The sequence below is a fragment of the Candidatus Paracaedibacter acanthamoebae genome, assembly GCF_000742835.1.
In the GTDB taxonomy this organism is placed as follows: Bacteria; Pseudomonadota; Alphaproteobacteria; order Paracaedibacterales; family Paracaedibacteraceae; genus Paracaedibacter; species Paracaedibacter acanthamoebae.
This window is the reverse complement of record NZ_CP008941.1, coordinates 427,777-447,498: the sequence shown is the minus strand read 5'-3', so window position 1 is coordinate 447,498 and position 19,722 is coordinate 427,777. Positions and strand designations below refer to the sequence as shown.

Genomic DNA, 19,722 nt, shown 5'->3' with positions numbered 1-19,722 from the left:
TGGATGTACAATTTATTGTTATTGTGCCTATTAATTTAAAAATTAATAATTTCTTTTTACACCCAATTTATAGATTAGAGAAATAGAAATTTTCCTGTCGTTTTAGTTGTTCCATTAAAAATCTAATAACCTTACGAAAGTGCATAGGCGCTCCTTGTATTGAGAGCTGCTTTCGCTTGTAGATGGTTTGTAATTCAAAGTGATGATAAGGCATCGCGAGGCTTTCAGCTATGTTGCCAAAAATTTCGACCGTTACGTCAGAAAACTCTAATAAGCTTAGCCCAATAATCTTAGGTTAATTTTTCCACCGCTGTGCGAATCCGTTTACAGGCCTCGATTAAGATTTTCTCAGATGTTGCATAGGAAATACGGAAATAAGGTGACAAACCAAATGCATCCCCGCTCACCACGGCCACATACACTTCAGACAATAGATACTGGGCGAATTGATTATCAGTCTCGATCATTTGCCCATTCGGCATTGTCTTACCAATAAGACCATCGCAATTAATGTATAAATAAAAGGCGCCATTCGGAATACGGCAAGATAAGCCTGGAATATCATTAATTAATTTTGCCGTCAGGTCGCGTCTCGCAGCGAACGATTGACACCAATCAGCTAAAAATGTTCTGTCCCCCTTAATTGCTGCGATCGCGGCTGCTTGAGTAATAGAAGAGGGGTTAGATGTACTTTGAGATTGCAGCATGGTCATGGCCTTAATCAATGGCTTTGGCCCGGCACCATACCCTAAGCGCCAGCCAGTCATGGAATAGGATTTGGAAACACCATTGACAATTAAGCAACGATCTTTTAATTCGGGACATAAGGTGGCTAAAGTGACAAATTTTTGATTGTCATAAACCAAGTATTCATAAATATCATCACATAAAATCATTACCTGCGGATGACGGACCAATACTTCACTCAATGCCTTTAAATCCTCAGCAGAGTAAAGTTCGCCCGTTGGATTGGACGGCGAGTTCAAAATGATCCACTTTGTATTAAGCGTAATGGCCTTTTCTAAAAGGTCAGGGGTTAACTTAAACCCAGCCGATTCTGGACACCGAATAATCTTTGGAATCCCTCCGAAAAGATTGACCATATCAGGATAAGACACCCAATAAGGTGCAGGAATAATGACTTCATCTCCAGCATTCAAGGTTGCCATCAATCCATTAAAAATAACTTGCTTCCCACCTGTACTTGCCATGATCTGATCCAGACCATACTCGAGGCCGTTATCTTTTTGCAATTTAGATTGAATTGCTTTTTTAAGATCGGCCAATCCATCCACCGGCGTGTATTTAGTCATCCCCCGGTCCAAAGCGGTCTTAGCAGCCTCTTTAATAAATTCAGGGGTGTCAAAATCAGGCTCCCCAGCGCTAAGCGCAATAACATCAATTCCTTCGGATTTCATCTGTGCCGCCTTAGCTGTCATAGCAAGCGTGGGTGATGGTTGAATTAGAGAGAGTCTGGTGGCTAAATAGGACATAGGATTCTCATTAAGAAATTAGGTATATCTCTGTCTTATCAAGGGTATCAAAGGAATGCAATTAAGATTTAAAATTTTTAGGCCGTCTTAAATATATTTTTACCTGTTTTCTCTAAAGTAAAGTTTATAACGATTGAGAAGACAGGATGTCAAAAGAAACATGACCATTGAAAATGAACAACCTTTGGACCCATCGACAGAAATCTTAACGGCCCTTGATCACATTAAACCAACAGCATCATCCTTCAAAGCTATCATGTTCCACACGAGTAAATTCACGTTATTCAACAGAGAACCAAAACGCATCGACTTTGCCTTAGAAGAAGCAACCAGAATATTTTCCCCTATTAAGGGATTAGTCTATAAACTAAAAAACCACAATCTGGTATGCATTATTCAACGAAATGCCGTTATTTCTATTGAGCGGTGTATTTCCCAGCTAAAGAGAACCCTCCCAGCCGATCCTATTTTAAATGAGGGCCATAAAAAAGATGGTTTCTACACAGTCTTTGACCTTGGCACGCAATGGGAAGATTTTGCTGAAGCTGTGCATGAGATCGAGAATGATCCAATTTACTCAAGTGTGAAAAAACAAGCTGATGGCACCACCACGCAGCTTATAACCAATGGGATAAATTTAGATACATTAGCAAACATTGAGAAAATTTTAACCAATTCTAATTTACTCTCTTATCTTAGGCGGCAACCTATTTATTGGTATGATGGAAAAGATAAACCGCGAAAGATTGCAAGCCATCTTTTTCTATCCATGCAAGCTCTCCAGGACTCCTTGGCTATCAGTGACCCCATTATGGCAAACACTTGGCTTTTCAAACATATTACGACATTATTGGATAAACAAACCATCAATTTCCTGCCACAGTTACTCAGTCACAATAGTATTGAAAATATTCATGCGAATATAAATTTAAGGTCTATCGTCACACCCGCCTTCCATAAGTTTCTTCATAATTATAATAAAGATAAGCCTTTGTCATTCTGCATCGACATCGTTGATTATATGGCGCATCCAGATGTCCTTGAATTCGCCCATGATCTGTTAGGCCAAAAAAATTGTCGAATTATTATTAGCAGTATTAACGCTGCGCATCTTGCTGTGATAAAGCTCGACAAAATCCCAGCAAATGTTTTTAAAATAAATTGGTCACCCCCAATTATGGAAAGAAAAGACGACCTTAAAGCTTTAATTAAAGAGATTGGGGCTTATCGTCTTATTCTTCATCGCTGTGAAACCGAACAGGATATCCAAGCAGGCTTAGAATGTGGTATTGAACAATTCCAGGGATTCGGCATCGATAAAATTCTAAAAAAGGACACGATAGAATAAAAAATTAACTTTATCCTTACGGTCATAAAAAAGGTGAGTCCCCTCACCTTAGAAATTTCTAGAACTAGATTGTCCTGGTTCGATTTATGGCTTAATTGTCGCAACCTTAAAATCTTTCTTCAACAGATTGAGCTGAACGATTCGATCGGTACCAATACTTTGACGATGGGGCCCAGGTGTTGCATAACGACCAAAGACCCAAATACCGACCCCGGTTGTATCTTTAGGCTCAATGGGTAAGGGATCGTTCTTTTGACCGGGAACAATTTCAGCATTAAAGACTTCAAATTTGCCGGCATTATCAGAGGCAAGACTAGCCTCTTGCTCGAAAAATTGAGCTGCTGTCAGTTTACCAATTTTCTTATATAAATCATTATCATAAACGATCACAATTTTAAGGCTAACCGGGGCATTGTTGTTCATGTCCTTGGCTACATTAAATTGCACTTCCTGCAACCAAACTTTGGCGACGTAGGAATCTATGGCATGTCCCATTAAACCAGAACAAAACACGCCAACGGCTAAGGCAATTTTCTTCATTTCAACAAATCCTCAATAAGTTTAGCAAGAGTAAGGTCTTTTATCGTAACACCTTCTGCTGCGTGGGTGGTTAAACAAATATCGACACGATTATAAACGTTAAACCATTCGGGGTGATGATTATGGCTTTCAGCGAGCAAGGCAATCCGCATCATGAAAGCAAATGCTTCGGAAAAATCTTTAAACTTAAATGATTTATTTATAGAACGACCATCTGATGATAGAACCCAACCATTAAGTTGTTCTAACTCGATCGGTAAGCGATTTTTTTCTAGGATATCGACCATTTATTAACTTTTATCACCTATAGTTAATCTATAAACAGATTGCATTGTTTTTAACAGAATTTCAAGGGGGAGGAAGCCAGATGGCTGGCAAGAAAGTTAAATTATCAATCGTGAGTGGACGCAATGAAACAGCTGAAATGCCCGATCTTGCTGATCTATATACGATGGCATATAAGACGCTGGCATCTCTGCCCGACAAGTTTAAGCCATTCGTCAAAAATTTACTCGTCAGGGTGGAAAATTTTGCGGATGAGGAAACCATCAAAAATCTCCGTCTTACGGACAAGTACGATTTACTAGGGCTTTACCGAGGTGTTCCTCTTCCCCTTAAAGCAACCCCCGCCTCCGGTAATTTACCAGATATTATTTATCTTTATCGTTGCCCGTTGATCAAATACGCGAGCGACAACAGTGAAAAAGTAGAAGAAATCGTGCATCATGTTATGATTCATGAAATTGGCCATCATTTTGGCTATAATGATAACGATGTTGATTGGCTAAGTAAGTTGGAAGATGGTGGTCGCAACAGGGATTGAACCTGTGACCCCTACGATGTCAACGTAGTGCTCTACCGCTGAGCTATGCGACCATTAGATCTATTTTTAAATCGATAATCTTTCTTAAGCCCCACCGCAAGCAATCGGCGATAGTTATAAAAGATATCCATAAAATATGTCCTATTTATGCCATACTTAGGCCCACCATTTCAATAAAGAAATGATGGGACCAAGCATTTTTTTACGCCGCTGCAAAAAGCTCGCGCCCAATCAACATCCGTCGAATCTCTGAGGTACCCGCCCCAATTTCGTATAGCTTAGCATCCCGTAATAATCGACCTGTTGGGGTTTCATTGATATAACCCATGCCACCAAAAATTTGAATGGCATCTAAAGAGACTTTGGTTGCATTTTCAGCCGCTAGTAAAATCGCAGCCGCTGCATCCTGGCGTGTGACGCGTTTGCGATCACAAGCTTTGGCAACGGCATAAACATACGCCCTGGATGAATTTAAGGTGGTATACATGTCGGCAATTTTGCCTTGAATAAGCTGGAATTCACCGATAGCTTTACCAAATTGCTGACGGTCGCGCACATAAGGCAAGCAATAATCTAAGGCGGCACTCATGATTCCAAGCGGTCCTCCTGCCAATACGGCACGTTCATAATCAAGGCCACTCATTAAGACTTTGACACCCCTGTTGACCACTCCCAGAATATTTTCTTCCGGAACAAAGCAATTCTCAAAAACCAATTCACAGGTATTTGATCCCCGCATCCCAAGTTTATCCAGCTTTTGAGCTGTCGAAAAACCTTGATAACCCTTTTCCACAAGAAACGCTGTAATACCTTTCGACCCGGCGGTCATATCGGTTTTAGCATACACCACCAGCACCTCAGCATCTGGACCATTGGTAATCCACATTTTATTGCCATTGAGCAAATAACCGCCATCTACTTTATCGGCCTTTAAACACATACTGACCACATCGGACCCTGCCCCAGGTTCACTCATTGCTAAGGCACCTACATGCTCCCCGGAAATAAGTTTTGGCAAGTACTTACGTTTTTGGTCAGCATTACCATTCAGAGAAATTTGGTTCACGCATAAGTTAGAATGCGCCCCATAACTCAATCCCACAGAGGCCGACGCCCGAGACAGTTCCTCCATAACCAACACGTGTTCTAAATATCCCATACCCGAACCACTAAATTCTTCTGAAACGGTGATTCCCAATAACCCTAATTGTCCCAATTCAGGCCAAAGATCGCGTGGAAATTCATTTGTATGATCAATTTCAGCCGCCCGTGGAGCGATTTTTTCTGAGGCAAACTGACGAACCATATCCCGAACGCTGTTTGCTGTTTCTCCAAGGTCGAAATCAAAATCGGTCATTCATTTACTCCTGCTATTTAAATATCTTTCAATTCATTCTTAATGAGATCTGCAAACTTTTCCACAGAATCCGGGACACAAAACTGACTTATTTTAGTCGCGAGTGTCTGCCGCAATTCTATTGACTCTATCAGTACCATTAATTTGTCAACCAATAGTTGAGGCGTTAGATCTGTTTCTAGAATCATCTCAGCTGCACCGGCGTCAACCATAGGCTTAACATTCCAATATTGATGGTTATCCATCGCAATTTTTAAGGGGATAAAAATTGCAGCACGGCCCACAACCGAAATTTCAGTGACAGTCATCGCCCCTGCTCGACCCACAATTAAATCTGCCTCCGATAAGCGTTTTGGCATATCCGAAAAAAAAGGTTGTAACGCCTCCAAATGAATCTTTGTTTGATCGTAGACTGCCAGGGTAGAATCGCGAATTTCATCACGCACTTGATGCACAATTATAAGTTTCTCTTGCATTGCTGGGGGTAATAAGGCAATTGCTTGGGGCACCACGCGACCAAATAAGTCCGCCCCTTGACTGCCACCAAAAACAAACAGACGAATTTTTTCGGAAGGCCAAGTCTTGCCCTGGACATCTAAAATTGCCTGACGCACCGGGTTACCAACAAAAACTGACTTTGCAGCCTTAGCATAGCGAGTAACCGGCATGCCAAGGGCAATTTTCCGCGCAAACTTCCCCATAAGGCGATTGACCCGACCCAAAACTGCATTTTGTTCATGGATAATGATAGGAATACGAAGTAAAATTGCCGCTATGATCACCGGCGCTGAGGTGTACCCCCCAAAACCGATAACCATAGAGGGACGATTGCTTGTAAACTTAAACGCTAACTCCATTGCAGAAAGTAAAATGTATAGGGCTTGCCTTATTTTACCTAAAACTCCCACAGCCTTCGGTAAATTCAAAACCGCAACGTGGTCAAAATAGTCGGACTCTTGATAAATAGCCCCCCGCATATCAGTCACAAGCTCAGTGATAAAACCTTGTTTTTTTAATTCCGCTGCTAGGCTAAGGGCAGGATAAACATGTCCGCCTGTCCCCCCTGTAGAAAGAACAATATAAGTGCTCATAAATGATCAATTACTCCATAGCGTTTACGCGTCAATGCCAAAACAATTCCCATTCCTAAGCCTAAGGCCAACATAGAGGACCCACCATAGCTGACAAATGGCATTGTCATCCCTTTGGTGGGAATAATATGAAGCGTCGAAGCCATATTAACTAAGGACTGCATGCCAAATTGAAAGGCAATTCCGGCGGTTGCTAGCATAACAAAAAGACTCTGTTCATTGACCACGCGCAAATAAGAGCGAATTACCACAAATCCAAACAAGCCAACAATTAACAAGCAGACAATGATCCCAAATTCTTCCCCAGCGACAGCAAAAACAAAGTCTGCATGAGCATCAGGAATATGTTTTTTAACAATCCCTTCGCCTGGCCCCCGGCCAAAAATTCCACCGTGTTTAAAGGCTTCTAAGGATTGAGTAATCTGGTAAAGATCATGTTTTGGATCACCGGAAGTGGGATCAAGGAATTGATCAACACGCCGCGTAACATGGGGCAACAATAAATAAGCACCGACAGCCCCTATGAAACCAATTCCTGCGACCAAAACCATCCAAAATAAAGGGATACCTGCAATAAACAATTGGCACCCCCAGGTGGCCACTGTCACAATGGTCATCCCAAAGTCAGGCTGGAGAATCAGCAAAAAGACGTACATGAACATAAAAAAGAAAGATAAAGAAAGCCCAGGGAAAGTTGGATTACGTAGCTTTTCTGCCATCATCCAAGCACTAATAACGGCTAAGACTGGTTTCACAAACTCGGATGCTTGTAGCGTAAAACTGCCCAAACTAATCCATCGCCGCGCTCCCTTCACTTCAGCCCCGGTTAAAATTGTGGCAACCATCAATCCTAAGCCTGCAATATAAACTAACACTGCCAATCGACGTATATTACGAGGCATAAGCAAAGAAGAAGCAAGCATGACCGCTAAGGCTGGAATAATCATGATCATATGGCGCTTCACAAAGAAAAAACCGCCAAGCCCTAAGCGATCAGCAACAGGGGGGCTGGCAGCAAAACTTAACAAGACCCCTACGACCATAATCATCACAAGAACCCCTAGGCTCCAGCGATCAACTGTCCACCACCACCGTCCCAAAACGCTATTGTCGCGCCTGGAAAAACTATGCCCTAACATATTTGGCCCTCCACCTAATTTAAGAGCTATCTGTCAAAACCTATGAAGGTCCTACTGGGTTATTCCCATTTGTGCTGCAATAATAGCATTGCGCGCCAACGCATCGGCATGTTCATTCTGCGGATGGCCAGCATGCCCCTTAACCCATTCCCAAGAAATATCATGGCATGTCAATAACTCATCAAGCTTCAACCATAAATCTTGATTTTTTACAGACTTTTTATCCGCTGTTTTCCAGCCATTTTTTTTCCAATTGATCATCCACCGGCTCACACCATCACGAAGATACATGCTATCGGTATAAACGGTCGCTTTACAGCGTAAAGGCAAAGCCTGCAGCGCAAAAATTGCAGCGGACATTTCCATACGGTTATTGGTTGTTGCCGTCTCGCCACCACTCACTTCAGTCTCAGCAGCCTGATATTCAATCACAGCGCCCCACCCGCCCGGACCGGGATTACCGCTGCAGGCACCATCCGTATAAATATTAACAATAGGCAGGCTGTCAGCAGCTAATTTTGATAAAAGATCAAGAGCATCAGTGGATTTGGTCAACAAGGCGGATTTCATTCTATATATTTCAGATTTAAAACTTTCCTTCAGAATGCCCGGATCGCCTGCAAACGTCAAGATCTGGATTTAGGGAGATCACTGCCTTCCTCGATTAGATCTCCTTTGAAAGCAAAATTCATATGGAAAGTCTGATAATGAATGGTTATCTTGAATAAAGAATTTATTATTTATTAGGATCCTCATGACGATTACAATTACCAATAACTTTCATGAAAATGCCTCATCCGAGACGCTAGGCTCCCTTAAATTAAGAAGCGACCTTACCACGTTGAAAGAAACTCTCCCTTTATTTAAGTTGGTTCGACAAGATCAAGATATCACCATGTTGGAAGAAGTTGCTCAGAGATTTAAGCACTTTAAGAATGTGATTGTTTTGGGCACCGGTGGATCCAGCCTCGGGGGACGCGCTTTGTGCGATTTAGCCGACGAGCCAGAAACAACGCTACACTTTTATGATAATATTGATCCTCATACCTTTAAACGTCTATTTAAAAAAATTGATCTTAAGACAACAGGGGTGATTGTCATTTCTAAATCTGGCAGTACGGCTGAAACATTGATGCAAAAGATGGTATGCTTACAACAGTGGGCCGCCCAATCACTGCCAATTAAAGATCATTTTCTCGTGATTACGGAACCCACCGAAAATGCAATGCGAAACCTTGCACAATCCTATGACATTCAAACACTTGACCACCCCACCGATATTGGGGGACGTTTTGCTGTTTTTACATTAGTAGGCCTATTACCAGCTATGATAGCAGGTCTTAATGTTTATCAATTTCGCAACGGCGCTTTAGATTGCCTCAAATCGTTAGATACCTCTTTAATGGAGCACCCAGCAACCCAAGGAGCATTGCATCAACAGACGCTGTTAAGCCAAGGAAAAACCATTTCTGTCTTAATGCCTTATATTGATCGATTAAATACATTTGCCTTGTGGTATCGCCAGTTATGGGCGGAAAGCTTGGGTAAAAACGGTAAAGGAACAACACCAATTGCAGCCTTAGGAACTGTTGATCAACATTCGCAGCTGCAATTATTTCTAGACGGACCAAAGGATAAATTCTTCACCGTTATAACGACGCATCATATGGACCCGGAATTCACGATAACGACCCATCTCAATCATTCAAATATTTCTCTGTTTGATCAAAAGACGATGGGACAACTCATGGCTGCAGAACAGCAAGCAACCATTGATACTTTGAAAAACAATGGCTGCCCCCTACGTCATATTCATTTAGATGAAATTAACGAGTATATCTTGGGATATATGATGATGCATTACGTTCTTGAAACCCTGGCGATGTCAAGTTTGTTGAATGTTAATGCTTTTGACCAACCTGCAGTAGAAGAAGGAAAAATCCTCACCCGGCAATATTTAAAGGCTGCTTAAATAAATTCCTTTTCCCGGCCGAAGAGCGGGGATCTCGAGATGACAAGCAAATGGCCCTTGTGAGTTCGAGACCCCGGGCCTGTCCTCAACTTGATTGGGGATCAAGCCCGGGGATAGGACCTTTTTTTATTTATTCTCTCTCTTTTTCCCGGCCGAAGAGCGGGGATCTCGAGATGACAAGCAAATGGCCCTTGTGAGTTCGAGACCCCGGGCCTGTCCTCAACTTGATTGGGGATCAAGCCCGGGGATAGGACCTTTTTTTATTTATTCTCTCTCTTTTCCCGGCCGAAGAGCCGGGAACTCGAGTATGACTTTATCACAGCTATATTTTGCTAAATCTTTCTTGTATTAAGGCCGAGGAATGGATTCCGGATCACGTCCGGAGTGAGGTCTCAATTTCTCACTACAAATGCCTATGACAGGAGCAAGCTCAGGAAAGTACTTTTTTAGAGAGACTTCTTAAAATCATATCCGCGAAAAATAATTTCCCCTTATCAAAAAAAGCACCCTATTGGGTGCTTTTTCTTAAATCGAGAACAAAGATCAAAAGCTTAGTGCTTTTTCTCTTCTTTTTCAGCTTTTTTCAATTCGTGATCAGCTTTATGCTCTTCTTTTTTGGCTTTATGCTCTTCTTTTTTAGCTTCTTTAATTTCTTTGTGAGCTTCTTTTTTAGCTTCTTTAGCTTTTTTTACAGCTTCTTCAGCTTCCTTTACTTTTTCTTCTGCAGCTTTTTTGTCTGCATCAGTTTTTGCATTTTTCTTTTCTTCTTCAGCTTTCTTGTGATTTTCTTCAGCTGTCTTTAGCTCTGTTTCAACTTTTTCTTCCGCTTCTTTAGCCGCTTTCATATCCGCATCAGCTTTTGTCTTATCCGCATCAGCAACTTTTTTGTCGGCTTCTGCCTTTTCTAGTTTAGTTTCGTCTTTTTTAGCCTCTACACCGTGTTCAGATGCATCAGCAACAGCAAACATAGCTAATAAGGCAGCGAGAGAAAACTTCGTCATTTAAAACTCCATAAATTGATCAATTAATGAGCACAAGAATAAAGATTTATCCTCATGCTAATTAACTATAATAATACTAAAATTTTATCGTCAAGGGCTTTTATCAGAGGTAAATTTTTTCTACACTAAGATTAATTGAAAATTATGTTTGGAAAAAATTGATGTCAAGGGACCTACAACTGATGTATTTAATGTGCTCAAAATTCTGTCATGATCTGGCAGCCCCGATCGGCGCTATTTCCATTGGTCTGGAAATGTTGGATGAAAATCCCGCCCCAGACAGTCCTCAGTCTCTTTTGATGCATAGTGTCCAATCAGCTATGAACAAGCTTGAATTGATTCGCTGTCTTAGTGGTTATGCGACCCATCCAAGTCGTCCAACCTTAGCAGAAACCCGCACTGTTTTAGACAAATGTATCGATCCTGATAAAATAAAAATTAATTGGCAGGCTGAAGCCTCCGAATCTATTCATGGCACGCCCGCTCGTCTATATGTGGCTTTAATAATGCTGGCAGCAGATGCTCTGCCGAGAGGGGGCGAGATTACCTTAAACAAAGACTATACATTAACGGTTACGGGCACCTTGGTTAAATATCCACAACCTGTCCTAGATGCTATTAAGGGACAGATTGATTTACAAAATATTGACTCCCGGTCTGTTATTGGTTTCTTCATAAAAACCCTAGCCGATCAGTTAGACACAACTGTACTGCTAAATTTTGAAAAACCAAATCTAGTCAAAATAAATTTCGCTTAAGTTAAATTTACCCGGCTTGTCAGGAACAGACTCAAGTAAGCCTTCCAAGCCCAAACCGTCCATTTTTCTGAGGCAATTAGAATTAGCTTAAATCAGAGTATTTTTCATCCAAAAGATTTGCAGATTCCTGAGATTCTCTCTTGTCGATGTATTCTTTAAGGGAAGCATATTTTCCATACTTGATGTGTGTTTTAATAATTTTACGAAAAGGAACATCAAGCTGGTAGAGATGGAAAATTTTATCTTTATCCTGATCATACATAGAAGACTGAAGAGTTCCTTTTGGTTTTCCTAAATTTATCCCTTTTTCCTTTCTGGCATTTAATCCTTCTTTAGTACGTTCTGATATGAAATCACGCTCAAGCTCAGCTATCATGGAAAATACAGTAATTAAAACCTCGTTAGTAAGGTTATTTGTATCGTGAATTTATTTCACTACGAACAAAGGAAGCCCTAGAAAAATGCAAACAAGAAGGGAAAAACCTTGGGCGACCAAAAGGACCAGCGCAAACTTTAAAACTAGATCAGCATCATGATGAAATTATTTCTACTTGAAGAAAGGCATCAGTAAACGATCTATTGCAAAGCTAATTGAGTGCTCTCCTACCAGCCTCTATAATTGGATCAAACGCAGAAAAATTAGTGCACGAGCCCCTTAGAAAGTCCCTAACTTAGCTAATCTACAAAATTTCTTCTAGTTTTATTAGCAATACTAACTAACCCCAACATTGCTGGTACTTCAACTAACACACCCACTACAGTAGCAAGTACAGCTCCTGAGTTTATGCCGATGCAGGGGTGTATGGTTAGTCAAATTTAATCGCCTTAATCTGATTATTTAACTCTTCTTGTAGCACTTCCCCCACAGGAAGATGAGATAACATCTCGATCGGTTTTTTCAACATCGCATAGACACGCTCAAATTGCTCTTTGGTTTCTTCAAAAGTACCCACAAAAGTAGCAGGATTAGGAACACCTCAATGAATTTTTAAAGAAGAAGTTGGGAAAATGCGGCAACTTTCTCCGGCTACGTCATCACAAACGGTGATAACTAGATCAAAGGATATATGTTTTAATTCATCCCAAGATTCACTATATAATCCATCAATGGGAATTGCTTGGCCCTTCAAGAGCTTTAGGATCATAGGATGGAGCAGAGAAATAGAACTTTTAACATCTCATTTGCCAATCTAAATAGCCCATATTTATAACTATTTTGTTACCAAGAGGTTAAGAAACCCTTAGAAACTTAGCAATAAAGATGATTTTATTATGACTTATGCCCTTAGTTTCACTTATAAGTTCTACTCGTGGGCTAGCCAAATCAGTAAAGCAGTTTTTACCCGTAGGTGGAAAGGACTCTAGCCATGAAATAGGACCTAATAGATGATGGTCGGCAAAGAGTCTCAAAATCTATGATATTCTGAAACTTAAAGTTGTCTTTATAGATGGAAGCTTTAGAGCTCAAGATGCCTTAGGTTACCAAGCACCGGCATAACCCTGTAAAAAATTTTTATAGATTCTTTTTTAAAGCTACCTTCTAGGATCAACGGCTCTGTTGTGCAAAACCTCGTATCCAGCTGTAAATCAAGATCTTGGTTAAGTTAATTGAGTGTTCACCTTCAAGCCTTTATTCTTGGATAAAGTACAGGAAGATTAGTGGGTGTTGCTCTTAGCGTGAATTTTGGAACGAAAATGGCCAGTACCCTTAAAAGAAATGAACCAAAGTAGCCTGCCCTGGTGCGAAAGCTTTGTTCCCTGTCACCACATAATAATACACGCAAAGCCATCTTCGAATTTAACAAACTCATTCGCAGTATCTACACATTCTCGGAATTTTCGGGGAGGTACCTAGAATGCCGGTTTATGAGATTCCATCAAATCCCTAAAGTTTTGACGAAGATATTGATAAAATTCCTGATGGTAGGCGCCCCCCTTCTCTCTCTGTTCATCAAATTGTGGTGTCCATTTTTGAGCAGGGTATTGAATACCATGAACAAGCAATTCTTGGAACATATCGTTGTCGAGAATGGTCGTTAATACTTTATCAAAAATTGGAATACTGTAGGCAGCTAATTGAAAAAGCTTCATATTTTTTTCGTGATCTTCCGGTAGTGTGAGGATTCCGTGATTACTCCTTTCCCCCGTTTTTTCGAAAGTATAAAATTCTGACCTGTCGATTGACCAATTCATATCTTGAGTTAAATTTAAAAATAATAATTCAGGCATAGTTGCTTCTCGGCTTTGATAATAAGCATGCAAAATACGTAAAAAACTATTTAAACTACCTCCAGAAGCAAGAATATCAACAATAAATATCTTATTTGTATTTAAAATATTTTTTGTATCCAAATAGGAAAAATAATGAGAGAGCTTTTCAGAAGTAACAATATCACGGGCTATATTAGTGTTAGATTTGAAAAAATTGCTTTTACGTTTAGTTAAAGCATCTGGATGACCAGAGAAATTAAGATGTACAGGTCTTTGAGTTTCATCCCCTTCTCCTCTGCAAATCTCTTCATAAGCAACTTGCACTAAACAAGGTGTTCGGCCCAAGAACAAAACATTCGCTCCCTCTTGATCTTTTACAACTTGATAGAGATATTTGGCAGTTAACAAAATATCTTCTAAAATAGTATGATTTGTTAAAGCGCGGCCGAAAAAAACTTTAAAATATCCATGTTGAGGGTGATTTTGTGCAAGAGTAGATATAAATGGTTGCAGTTGATTCAACACAAATTGTTCATACTGCGGTCCGAAATAGTGCAGGGTTGTCCTATTCATCTCTTCTTTGATATTATCCATTAAGATTTTTGCTGGTGAGTCCTTTGCTTTTTCGGAGGCACTTTTTAATTTTTCATAGTGTATATTTTCTTCACAACAATACTTAAAAGCTTCTTCAGATTTTTCTACAAGAGAGGGATATTTATTTCTTAGAAAATCAAACTGATCCTCATTAGATTCCATTGCGTGACTGTATTTCACTCCGAATAAAAGAATAAAAGACAAACTCATTAATTTTTTAAGCATACATAATCCTTTTTATAATAAAAGCTTAAATAGAGTATAGCTTTCCTATATATGGTAGTAATTTATTAAAATTCAACATGCTCTCAATGGTTTGTCGTAAATAGTCGAGTAGACGATCTCGGTTACCCGCCAAGATTTATTCCAATAACCCCCTAGAACGCTTGAATAAAAAGATTAAACGGCGCACCGATTGTGTAGGTATCATTCCCAATGATGATGTTGCTATTCGGCTGATTGGTGCGGTTCTTATCCATTGGGATGAAGACTGGATGGATTCCAGGCCTTATTCCGGTCAAGAATCTATCAACCTCCTGCATGGGGAGGCTAATTAACGATCAGCGGGCTCACTGCTTTTTACACCAACTTTCTGGACGCTATCTTGATTTATAAAATCTTTTCTTTTCAAAAAATATCCATCACCTACTCTGTCTCGGAAAAATGGACGGCTTGGGCCTGGAAGGCCAAGCAGAGGCTGATTAAATTTAAGCTACCGAAATAAATTTTGACAATTGACCTTTAAATTCTCAACTGTTTTTAAACCCTGATCAAGGGCAGCCATCGTTTTGGATAAATCAAAAGTATCATCATCGGCAAACACACTTAAGGCGTGGGCCATTGCCCCCTTAAAGGCTAATTTTTGACCAAACTGCAGCACCCCTGAGCCCGGCTGATACTTATCAATAATAGACTCCCCTAAAGAATATAACCGTGGCACAATGTGGTTTAAAAGCAAGGGGTGCCATAGAATATCTGCTAGCACCTGTTTAATCGCCAACCGGCGGGGATGCGCGACATCAAAGTATAACATTACAGCATCAAAGATTTGATCACGCGGCGTTAGCTGACTATCAAGTGCAGGGAGCTCAACTTGTGATTTAAGATCTTCGATCATGGCTAAAAGAATATTTTGCTGATGAGGAAAAAGTTCCAGGACATTCGCCTCCGATATGGACGAGTGTTGTGATATACGATCAACCATCAAAGAAGATATTCCCCCTTCGGCTAGCCCCCATATGGATTCCATAACAATTTTATAGTGTTCTTGGTTCATTGTGATAATTCCTGTGCTCTCTTAAAAGCTGCCTGAACGGCTGTCACCACACAGTCGCTTAAATTTTCTTGGTCAAAAGCAACCAACGCAGCCGCCGTGGTTCCCTTTGGACTTGTAACTTGCTGTCGTAATCCATTCACAGTCTCATCCCTGTTTTCATTCACCAAAGAGGCAGCCCCCACAAAGGTTTGTTGGGCTAGCGCCAGGGCCACATCGGATGAAAGCCCTAAATGCTCCCCTGCCCTGGCCAGGCATTCGGTAAAATAATAAAAGTAAGCGGGACCACTGCCACTAATAGCTGTGATAGCATTAATTAATTGCTCTGAGCCTACCCATATTATTGTTCCGACTTCTTTAAATAAGGTCTCAACACTCTCATGTTGCTGGTCAGAAATCTCATCAGCATATAGGCCAATAACTCCCTGACCAATAATTATTGGTAAATTAGGCATGGCACGAACCAAACAGCCGCCTATCAATTGGCTTAGCTTTCCTAGAGAAAATCCTGCGGCCACCGAAACAACCACTGTCTGTTCCGTTATAAATTTTGCATAGTGAGGCGCCACATCCAACAGGAGTTGAGGCTTGACAGCAAAAACAATCACATCGGGCTGATAAGTATCAGGGATCAGCCTGACATCCGTAAAGAAATTGGATAACGTTGGACAATGCGGCGAAACGACTGTCACGTCTATCCTATCACCTTTTGACCACCCTGTGGCTAAAGCACTCCCCATTCGACCATATCCAACAAGAAGGACTTTCATGCTTTGCCTCGAATTTCTAAAGACAGTAAATCAATATCGCTCTGACTTAACGGAATGTTGTGTTGGAGTTTTTGGAAGCCAGGGTAAAATAAGTCAAATTCTGAAAACATCACAAAACTAATTTCTTTGATTTTCTCAGCGCACTCCTCATCCGTACTATAAAGATGAATCACATGTCTATAATTAATAGCCCCATCTTCTAATAAATCAAAATGTCCCATCCACATGCGCTGGTTAGCCGCAATAATAAACCGAAGTAAGTCTATACTATAGGGCTCCTCAAATTGAAGATCTGCAAAAAAAACAATGTACAAAGCGCCAATCGCCTTTTGCCAAATAAAGTGGATTTGATAATCACACCACTTGCCATTGGCGACTGCCACCAATTCACTGTCATCAATCCAATCGGACTCCCAGCCAAAATCAGCAATCAAATTTTCAATATCAACAAGAAGATTCATCCATTATTCCCAACAATAAATCGAAACAGTTTGACTATTTTTCTTTACTTTATATAAAAAAATCAGTATATTGCTCTTAATATTTTGAGAAAATTCTCAAAACGTCGTGATTAATAAGCTCTCTGCCCAGAGGGTAGTTAAAACAAAACTACCCTTTAAAAAAATTTTTTTCACGATGATTAAATTAATTTTAACCAATTCTCGCTAAATTGGAATTAGAAATCAAGTTTTACAAGGTGTGACCATGAAGGAATCTTACTTCAAATCAGTAGTCATGATCGAGCGTTTACATAGATTATTCCTCGATGTTGTTCGTACTGAACTCGACAGATTAGACATTCGCGACATTAACAACGTCCAATGTCTTGTGCTCTATAACATAGGCAAAGGCCAAGTAACAGTTGGGGAACTTACCAACCGGGGTTATTACCTTGGGTCTAATGTTTCTTATAACCTTCGCAAGATGGTTCAAAACGGTTATTTGGTGCAAGAGCCATCAGCGCATGATCGTCGCTCAAGCCACGTGCGTTTATCCCCTAAAGGCGTTGAGTTACATAGTAAGCTCGACTCTATTTTTAAGATGCATGCAGATTCTCTCAAGACAGTTGGTATTCAAGATGACCATGTTGGTCTTTTGGATGAAACACTGCACCGTCTCGAGACATTTTGGACAAGTCTTATGAAGAGCGAAGCGCGCAGATAACTATAACCGCTCGGTGTTTTTTATCAAAGGGGAGCTTTGCTCCCCTTTTTCCTGAGCGGTACAGTAATTTTGTTTCATCTTTTCCTCAAAAATAAAAATTTATTCACAGTAGTTTTCTCTTGACTCCTATATAAATCAAATACTTTACAAATTCCCAACTATTTTAGGAAAACTCCTTACTTTCTGCGCCTTTCACGCGTTTGCTCAAAAAAACAGCAACTGGTTTTTAACCCAGTCCATCCGTCATAACTACCACTATCCCAACAGCATATCCACAAAGTTATCCACAGGTTCAGTGGATAAAAATTAACACTTTATTAACCATTAAAAAACGCCCTTGTTTCTCAGGAAATACCGCTAAAGTCCGTTTTGCAGTTCACAGTTTTTTGCTGTGAACGGGGGATTTTCTGAGGTGCGGATGGGAGTTGTTCAGGAAAAGGCAATTATTTCGTCTTAAAGAAACGTTTATAATGCCATATAAGGTCTAGTCAGGTTCCCCTATGACAATAGCTAACGAAGCTCTTTAGCAATGACAAAGGCATCGCTGAACCCTGCAGAAAAACGACAACGGTTTTACCGTGTTCTTTAAGACCGATAACTGTGGGGAGACTTTAATAAGAGAAAGAGAGCTTGAATTACATGGATTGGGTCTGCATAAGCCCCCCGTGACATCTCTAAAAACCCTGAAATCGCTTTCTGAGCCTTTAGCCAATGCTCGGTGGGCGCGCTTTGGCATAATAGGTTAATCTTATCAGATAGCTCGTTGGAGGTCGTAATCCCGGCCGAGTACAAAACTAAGTGACGGGCCAACCATGTCAACAAACCTGGGATACACTCAGTGCGAGCATCTTTCTTATCTAGACCACTACAAAAGGTAACGAGAGATTGCATTCTTCCCTGACACACATCTTGAGCTATCTCAATCACTTGTCCCAATAAACCGGCAACATTGATACTTTTTAGAGCCACATAGCCACCAATACTTCCGCCGGATAGCTCTGCCAGTAAAGCAGACTCTTGAACAATGCCTAAATCCTTAAAATCTATTTCTGTCAACGGTTGCAATGGCAATACGCAGCAACGTGATCGTATTGTCGGCAAAATAGTCCCTAATGAATGGCAAACCATTAAGAATACGAGCTGCTGGGGTGGTTCCTCTAGAATTTTGAGGATAGAATTAGCCGCATTGCGATTTAACTCATCGATCGCATCAATAATCACGACACGCCATCCCGGCACAGCAGGCGATTGTCGCGCGAAATCAGCTAAGGCGCGCACCTTATCAATCTTGATATCTGTCTCAAGCTTACCGTCATCATCTGCTGACCGTTCTAAAATAAAGAGATTAGGATGAGCCTTCTGATCAATCAACCCATTATAAAAAGCCGCATTTTCCTGACCAGCCGTCAACAGATACCGCACAAACTGATAAGCCAAGGTAGCCTTGCCAATTCCCTTTTGCCCTGCTAGCAACCAAGCCGGATGTAAACGTCCAGCCGCATGCTGCTCAAGCAATTGCTGAAAAGATTGAGTGTGGCCCACCAACTGCTTTTGCAATCGAGGCGGAACGGAGAGATCAATCGACATGATAAGGATTCCTTAAGAACTTTCCCTTAAAATAAACCTATAACGTCAGATGAGGCAAGTATGTGGTTCCTTATTTTTTTAATATCCGTTGCTGAGGCGAAAAAAACCGATAAACTTCTATCGCGCCAAGATTGTCAGCGATTAATCGTTACTAATAAATCACACGATTCTATTGAGTATAAAGCTGGCGTCGATAGCAGCGGAAACCCAGTTGTACAGCCAAATCTTCCCGGTAGTAAAACCTATAATTTAGGCGAGAAAGTTACAATCCCCCTCGAACTACCCCTTAAAAGTTTCGCGCCAAACTATCCAACAGATGGAAATCCATATGTGGACGCTACGATTGATAAAAGTAAGATCTATACCGGTATTGTCGACATTGACAAAGACGGTACGATCAAAATTAACGGCGAAAAAGTAGAAGATGAAGAACAAGAAAAAATAAGGTCTGAATGTAAAAAGAAATTCCCTGACCTTAATTAAGAACTATCATCACCACGGCAGCACTAGCGGCGTAAATGGTAGGTGTAGACCCCTAAAATTGTTATTATGATACCAAAATTGTGTTTTACAGAACACCTAGGTCTTGCAATAAAGTAAG

22 protein-coding genes, 1 tRNA gene and 1 pseudogene are annotated in these 19,722 nt (G+C 40.7%); 7 read left to right on the top strand and 17 right to left on the bottom strand.

The window, feature by feature from the left end; translation table 11 throughout:
- Window positions 1-290 precede the first annotated feature (290 nt).
- Window positions 291-1,493 (bottom strand): pyridoxal phosphate-dependent aminotransferase, encoded by a 1,203-nt coding sequence (locus tag ID47_RS01875; protein WP_038463180.1) that lies wholly within the window; start codon window positions 1,491-1,493, stop codon window positions 291-293.
- Window positions 1,494-1,653: 160 nt separating this feature from the next.
- Between ID47_RS01875 and ID47_RS01870 the strand changes: the two genes are divergently transcribed.
- Window positions 1,654-2,841 carry an EAL domain-containing protein gene (locus ID47_RS01870; RefSeq protein WP_038463177.1) on the top strand — a complete coding sequence of 396 codons (1,188 nt, stop codon included), beginning with the start codon at window positions 1,654-1,656 and terminating at the stop codon, window positions 2,839-2,841.
- An 84-nt stretch (window positions 2,842-2,925) separates the two neighbouring features.
- Here the strand turns inward: ID47_RS01870 and ID47_RS01865 are convergent, their stop codons facing one another.
- On the bottom strand, window positions 2,926-3,381 hold the full coding sequence (locus tag ID47_RS01865) for a hypothetical protein (protein ID WP_038463175.1): 456 nt from the start codon (window positions 3,379-3,381) through the stop codon (window positions 2,926-2,928).
- Window positions 3,378-3,668, bottom strand: coding sequence for a 4a-hydroxytetrahydrobiopterin dehydratase (locus ID47_RS01860; RefSeq protein ID WP_038463173.1), 291 nt, complete (start codon window positions 3,666-3,668; stop codon window positions 3,378-3,380). The genes ID47_RS01865 and ID47_RS01860 overlap by 4 nt, the downstream gene beginning before the upstream one ends.
- Window positions 3,669-3,748: 80 nt before the next feature.
- Here ID47_RS01860 and ID47_RS12240 point away from each other — a divergent pair, with 80 nt between their 5' ends.
- On the top strand, window positions 3,749-4,204 hold the full coding sequence (locus ID47_RS12240) for a metallopeptidase family protein (protein ID WP_084675847.1): 456 nt from the start codon (window positions 3,749-3,751) through the stop codon (window positions 4,202-4,204).
- On the opposite strand, the gene ID47_RS01850 is transcribed toward ID47_RS12240, so the two are convergent.
- From ID47_RS01850 to rnhA, 5 genes are all read right to left on the bottom strand, one after another.
- Window positions 4,183-4,257, bottom strand: a tRNA-Val gene (locus ID47_RS01850). The two genes, ID47_RS12240 and ID47_RS01850, sit on opposite strands and share 22 nt — an antisense overlap.
- Before the next feature lie 149 nt (window positions 4,258-4,406).
- Window positions 4,407-5,561: an isovaleryl-CoA dehydrogenase gene (locus tag ID47_RS01845; protein WP_038463168.1), complete on the bottom strand. Its 1,155-nt coding sequence runs from the start codon at window positions 5,559-5,561 to the stop codon at window positions 4,407-4,409.
- A gap of 17 nt (window positions 5,562-5,578) precedes the next feature.
- The gene (locus ID47_RS01840; protein ID WP_051908424.1) at window positions 5,579-6,652 is read right to left on the bottom strand and encodes a UDP-N-acetylglucosamine--N-acetylmuramyl-(pentapeptide) pyrophosphoryl-undecaprenol N-acetylglucosamine transferase; all 1,074 of its coding nucleotides are present in this window, start codon (window positions 6,650-6,652) and stop codon (window positions 5,579-5,581) included.
- Window positions 6,649-7,791 (bottom strand): FtsW/RodA/SpoVE family cell cycle protein, encoded by a 1,143-nt coding sequence (locus tag ID47_RS01835; protein ID WP_038463165.1) that lies wholly within the window; start codon window positions 7,789-7,791, stop codon window positions 6,649-6,651. Before ID47_RS01835 ends, ID47_RS01840 begins: the two co-directional genes overlap by 4 nt.
- 51 nt (window positions 7,792-7,842) lie before the next feature.
- Entirely contained in the window at window positions 7,843-8,361 is a 519-nt protein-coding gene (gene rnhA, locus ID47_RS01830; RefSeq protein WP_084675846.1) for a ribonuclease HI, read from the bottom strand.
- Between the two features lie 184 nt (window positions 8,362-8,545).
- Between rnhA and ID47_RS01825 the strand changes: the two genes are divergently transcribed.
- A complete protein-coding gene (locus ID47_RS01825; protein ID WP_051908422.1) occupies window positions 8,546-9,763 on the top strand; it encodes a hypothetical protein in 1,218 nt (405 codons plus the stop codon).
- 551 nt (window positions 9,764-10,314) lie between these two features.
- On the opposite strand, the gene ID47_RS12760 is transcribed toward ID47_RS01825, so the two are convergent.
- The gene (locus ID47_RS12760; protein WP_051908419.1) at window positions 10,315-10,764 is read right to left on the bottom strand and encodes a hypothetical protein; all 450 of its coding nucleotides are present in this window, start codon (window positions 10,762-10,764) and stop codon (window positions 10,315-10,317) included.
- Window positions 10,765-10,946: 182 nt separating this feature from the next.
- On the opposite strand from ID47_RS12760, the gene ID47_RS01815 reads away from it, so the two are divergent.
- The gene (locus ID47_RS01815) at window positions 10,947-11,522 is read left to right on the top strand and encodes a histidine phosphotransferase family protein (RefSeq protein WP_038463163.1); all 576 of its coding nucleotides are present in this window, start codon (window positions 10,947-10,949) and stop codon (window positions 11,520-11,522) included.
- 82 nt (window positions 11,523-11,604) lie between these two features.
- Here the strand turns inward: ID47_RS01815 and ID47_RS01810 are convergent, their stop codons facing one another.
- The 4 genes and pseudogenes from ID47_RS01810 to ID47_RS01795 all read right to left on the bottom strand — a co-directional run bounded on the left by ID47_RS01810 (window position 11,605) and on the right by ID47_RS01795 (window position 14,552).
- Window positions 11,605-11,898 (bottom strand): hypothetical protein, encoded by a 294-nt coding sequence (locus ID47_RS01810; protein ID WP_051908417.1) that lies wholly within the window; start codon window positions 11,896-11,898, stop codon window positions 11,605-11,607.
- A 299-nt stretch (window positions 11,899-12,197) separates the two neighbouring features.
- Window positions 12,198-12,311: pseudogene (locus tag ID47_RS13825) on the bottom strand (arsenical-resistance protein); the annotation flags it as partial.
- Window positions 12,312-12,499: 188 nt separating this feature from the next.
- The gene (locus ID47_RS13120; RefSeq protein WP_198022320.1) at window positions 12,500-12,667 is read right to left on the bottom strand and encodes a low molecular weight phosphatase family protein; all 168 of its coding nucleotides are present in this window, start codon (window positions 12,665-12,667) and stop codon (window positions 12,500-12,502) included.
- A gap of 706 nt (window positions 12,668-13,373) precedes the next feature.
- Complete coding sequence (locus ID47_RS01795) at window positions 13,374-14,552, bottom strand: hypothetical protein (RefSeq protein ID WP_038463161.1); 1,179 nt, start codon at window positions 14,550-14,552, stop codon at window positions 13,374-13,376.
- Window positions 14,553-14,713: 161 nt separating this feature from the next.
- Here ID47_RS01795 and ID47_RS13820 point away from each other — a divergent pair, with 161 nt between their 5' ends.
- Entirely contained in the window at window positions 14,714-14,884 is a 171-nt protein-coding gene (locus ID47_RS13820) for a transposase (RefSeq protein WP_198022319.1), read from the top strand.
- Between the two features lie 155 nt (window positions 14,885-15,039).
- Here the strand turns inward: ID47_RS13820 and ID47_RS01785 are convergent, their stop codons facing one another.
- From ID47_RS01785 to ID47_RS01775, 3 genes are read right to left on the bottom strand one after another with little or no spacing between them, the layout of a single operon-like run.
- A complete protein-coding gene (locus ID47_RS01785; RefSeq protein ID WP_038463159.1) occupies window positions 15,040-15,603 on the bottom strand; it encodes a hypothetical protein in 564 nt (187 codons plus the stop codon).
- On the bottom strand, window positions 15,600-16,370 hold the full coding sequence (gene proC / locus ID47_RS01780; protein WP_038463157.1) for a pyrroline-5-carboxylate reductase: 771 nt from the start codon (window positions 16,368-16,370) through the stop codon (window positions 15,600-15,602). Before proC ends, ID47_RS01785 begins: the two co-directional genes overlap by 4 nt.
- Entirely contained in the window at window positions 16,367-16,831 is a 465-nt protein-coding gene (locus tag ID47_RS01775; RefSeq protein WP_038463154.1) for a YbjN domain-containing protein, read from the bottom strand. Before ID47_RS01775 ends, proC begins: the two co-directional genes overlap by 4 nt.
- 244 nt (window positions 16,832-17,075) lie before the next feature.
- Here ID47_RS01775 and ID47_RS01770 point away from each other — a divergent pair, with 244 nt between their 5' ends.
- Entirely contained in the window at window positions 17,076-17,534 is a 459-nt protein-coding gene (locus ID47_RS01770) for a MarR family winged helix-turn-helix transcriptional regulator (protein WP_051908416.1), read from the top strand.
- Between the two features lie 585 nt (window positions 17,535-18,119).
- Here the strand turns inward: ID47_RS01770 and ID47_RS01765 are convergent.
- Window positions 18,120-19,121: an AAA family ATPase gene (locus ID47_RS01765; protein ID WP_051908414.1), complete on the bottom strand. Its 1,002-nt coding sequence runs from the start codon at window positions 19,119-19,121 to the stop codon at window positions 18,120-18,122.
- Window positions 19,122-19,181: 60 nt separating this feature from the next.
- Here ID47_RS01765 and ID47_RS01760 point away from each other — a divergent pair, with 60 nt between their 5' ends.
- On the top strand, window positions 19,182-19,604 hold the full coding sequence (locus ID47_RS01760; protein WP_038463150.1) for a hypothetical protein: 423 nt from the start codon (window positions 19,182-19,184) through the stop codon (window positions 19,602-19,604).
- Window positions 19,605-19,722 lie beyond the last annotated feature (118 nt).

Coding starts and splice junctions, on each gene's coding strand:
- ID47_RS12760 (WP_051908419.1), bottom strand. CDS start 10,764: ATGACGAAGTTTTCTCTCGCTGCCTTATTAGCTATGTTTGCTGTTGCT.
- ID47_RS01840 (WP_051908424.1), bottom strand. CDS start 6,652: ATGAGCACTTATATTGTTCTTTCTACAGGGGGGACAGGCGGACATGTT.
- ID47_RS01815 (WP_038463163.1), top strand. CDS start 10,947: ATGTATTTAATGTGCTCAAAATTCTGTCATGATCTGGCAGCCCCGATC.
- ID47_RS01795 (WP_038463161.1), bottom strand. CDS start 14,552: ATGCTTAAAAAATTAATGAGTTTGTCTTTTATTCTTTTATTCGGAGTG.
- ID47_RS01810 (WP_051908417.1), bottom strand. CDS start 11,898: ATGATAGCTGAGCTTGAGCGTGATTTCATATCAGAACGTACTAAAGAA.
- ID47_RS01865 (WP_038463175.1), bottom strand. CDS start 3,381: ATGAAGAAAATTGCCTTAGCCGTTGGCGTGTTTTGTTCTGGTTTAATG.
- ID47_RS01775 (WP_038463154.1), bottom strand. CDS start 16,831: ATGAATCTTCTTGTTGATATTGAAAATTTGATTGCTGATTTTGGCTGG.
- ID47_RS01785 (WP_038463159.1), bottom strand. CDS start 15,603: ATGAACCAAGAACACTATAAAATTGTTATGGAATCCATATGGGGGCTA.
- ID47_RS01870 (WP_038463177.1), top strand. CDS start 1,654: ATGACCATTGAAAATGAACAACCTTTGGACCCATCGACAGAAATCTTA.
- ID47_RS13120 (WP_198022320.1), bottom strand. CDS start 12,667: ATGATCCTAAAGCTCTTGAAGGGCCAAGCAATTCCCATTGATGGATTA.
- proC (WP_038463157.1), bottom strand. CDS start 16,370: ATGAAAGTCCTTCTTGTTGGATATGGTCGAATGGGGAGTGCTTTAGCC.
- ID47_RS01835 (WP_038463165.1), bottom strand. CDS start 7,791: ATGTTAGGGCATAGTTTTTCCAGGCGCGACAATAGCGTTTTGGGACGG.
- rnhA (WP_084675846.1), bottom strand. CDS start 8,361: ATGAAATCCGCCTTGTTGACCAAATCCACTGATGCTCTTGATCTTTTA.
- ID47_RS01770 (WP_051908416.1), top strand. CDS start 17,076: ATGAAGGAATCTTACTTCAAATCAGTAGTCATGATCGAGCGTTTACAT.
- ID47_RS01875 (WP_038463180.1), bottom strand. CDS start 1,493: ATGTCCTATTTAGCCACCAGACTCTCTCTAATTCAACCATCACCCACG.
- ID47_RS01860 (WP_038463173.1), bottom strand. CDS start 3,668: ATGGTCGATATCCTAGAAAAAAATCGCTTACCGATCGAGTTAGAACAA.
- ID47_RS12240 (WP_084675847.1), top strand. CDS start 3,749: ATGGCTGGCAAGAAAGTTAAATTATCAATCGTGAGTGGACGCAATGAA.
- ID47_RS01845 (WP_038463168.1), bottom strand. CDS start 5,561: ATGACCGATTTTGATTTCGACCTTGGAGAAACAGCAAACAGCGTTCGG.
- ID47_RS01765 (WP_051908414.1), bottom strand. CDS start 19,121: ATGTCGATTGATCTCTCCGTTCCGCCTCGATTGCAAAAGCAGTTGGTG.
- ID47_RS01825 (WP_051908422.1), top strand. CDS start 8,546: ATGACGATTACAATTACCAATAACTTTCATGAAAATGCCTCATCCGAG.
- ID47_RS01760 (WP_038463150.1), top strand. CDS start 19,182: ATGTGGTTCCTTATTTTTTTAATATCCGTTGCTGAGGCGAAAAAAACC.